The sequence below is a fragment of the Streptomyces sp. SBT349 genome, assembly GCF_001083795.1.
Lineage (GTDB): Bacteria > Actinomycetota > Actinomycetes > Streptomycetales > Streptomycetaceae > Streptomyces.
The window spans coordinates 1-1,869 of sequence record NZ_LAVK01000620.1; the positions used below are offsets into that span (position 1 = coordinate 1).

A 1,869-nucleotide genomic window follows, 5' to 3' on the forward strand; every position below is an offset into this window, starting at 1 on the left:
GGTCGGTTGCCCTATCGGGCATCGGAGGGTGGGGACTGTTTTGAAACGGCGCACGGTTTGTTTTCAACACTCTGTTTAAAACGAAGTGTTTCGCGTTTCAGAACAGTCCCCGCCTCCAGATGCCCAATAGGGCAGACGACCGCGCACCGCCACCACGGCCCGGTTGGGCAACGACCCCCACCGGCCCCGGGGATGACCAACAAGGGCACACAGAGGCGGCAGCAGCTGCGCGCCACCCCAGCCACAGCGAACAGACCGACCCAAGACCACCGTCATCCGCTGCGCCCGTTCGGACACCCACCTCATCCACCCGACAAACTGACCGGTCACCGGGACGGCGAACACCCACGAACCCTCCCCCCGTAGGTGCCTCTTTTCGTGCATCCGCACGAAACAGACACCCGGGCAAGCCCGCGCCACCTAGGCCAAGCGTAGAAGCCGCAACCCCAGCCACCACCCACATGCAGGCCGACCCGACGAAACGTCTAGTGGGCGTTCGCCGAGATCCAGGCGGGGGAGGGATCGCTCCAGAGCCCCTCGCAGCCGTCCCCCACCGCGCCCCACACCGGTTCCACGCCGCCGTCGGCGGGCGATGCCGCCGTGCCGGGTGGGAGGGCGGGCTCCGCCGGGTAGCGCACCTCCGCATGCCAGACCGGGTCCGGCGCGGTGGCCGAAAGCGGCACCGTCGCCGTCCAGGCACCCTCGGCGTCCGGGCCCGTGAGGTCCCCGCTCGTCCGCACCAGGGCGACGTGGCGGTCGGCGCCGCGGGCGGAGCCGCGGAGGCGGAACTCCGGCGCTCCGCCCGGCGCCGCGGCCAGCAGTTCGGGGCGCAGGCCCCGGGCCCGCACCCTCAGGGTCGGGCCGTGGGCGGGGTCGGTGAACGCGTCGAGCAGGGGCGGCGGCGGCCGGTCGGTGCCGGGCACGGCGAGGGGGACGAGGCCGCAGGTGTGGAAGGCCGGTTCGGCGCCGCCGGCGGCGACCGGCACCACACGGACGAACTGGACGCCGCGCGGACCACCGGGGACGCGGGCGGTGAAGTGGATGAAGCCGTCCCCCGCCGGGGCGCCCGCGGCCTCGCCGAGGAAGGTGAACGCCCCCGTGCCGGTGAGGCGGTCGGCGGCGACGTGGATCGGGTGCGCCCGCGCGGCGAGGACCGGGGTGTCGGCGAGGGAGAGGCCGAGTTCGTCCGCGAGCCGGCGGGCGTCGCCCAGGTGGACCCGGTAGCGGGCGGCGCCGGGGGAAGGGGGCCAGCGGAGCGCGAGTTCGGCCTGGCCGGTCGCGTCCCGGTGCCCGGTCCACAGGAGCATCGGCGAGGTGGGAACGGGCCGCGGCGCGGGGGTGTCGAGGCCGAGGATGCCCTGGCGCGCGGGGCGTTCGACGGCGCCCTCAATGCGGATCACCAGCGGGCCGTCGGCCGGTTCGAGGTCGAGCTGGAAGCCGGTGGGCGCGTCCGGGGGTCCTGTCAGCCGCAGGCGGAAGGGGATCGCCCGGCCGAGCGGGTCGATCGTGAGCCCGGCGAAGCCGCCGAACGCGTCGTGGGCGCAGGCGCGGACCTCGCCGGAGAGCGGCGCGGAGGCGGGCCCGGCGGGCAGCGGCAGATCCGTCGAGAGGTGGTCGAGGAGCTGCCGGATCTCGGCCGGAAGGGCGATGCGGTCGAAGGCATCGGGGAGGAGCGGCTTCAGGAAGCCGAGCAGGGAAACGGTCATGGGCGCGCCCTTCTGGGACCGTGCGGGCCCCGATGCGCGGGAGCGGGCCCTCCCCGCGCCGGTCCGGCGCGTGGGGAGAGTGCCGCGAGCCACGACCCTACGTGAGGGACGGGCCGTTGTCCCCGTGCTCACGCGAACTCGCCGACCACCACCGCCCCTGGGA

The 1,869-nt window shown here is 74.5% G+C and carries 1 protein-coding gene; it reads right to left on the reverse strand.

The features are described 5' to 3' along the window. Nucleotides 1-485 precede the first annotated feature (485 nt). Nucleotides 486-1,706 (reverse strand): hypothetical protein, encoded by a 1,221-nt coding sequence (locus ADY01_RS35250; RefSeq protein WP_049580928.1) that lies wholly within the window; start codon nucleotides 1,704-1,706, stop codon nucleotides 486-488. Nucleotides 1,707-1,869: the final 163 nt, after the last annotated feature.

What these genes read in the sequence shown, in the direction of transcription:
- ADY01_RS35250 (WP_049580928.1), bottom strand. Translation starts at nt 1,706, where the DNA reads ATGACCGTTTCCCTGCTCGGCTTCCTGAAGCCGCTCCTCCCCGATGCC.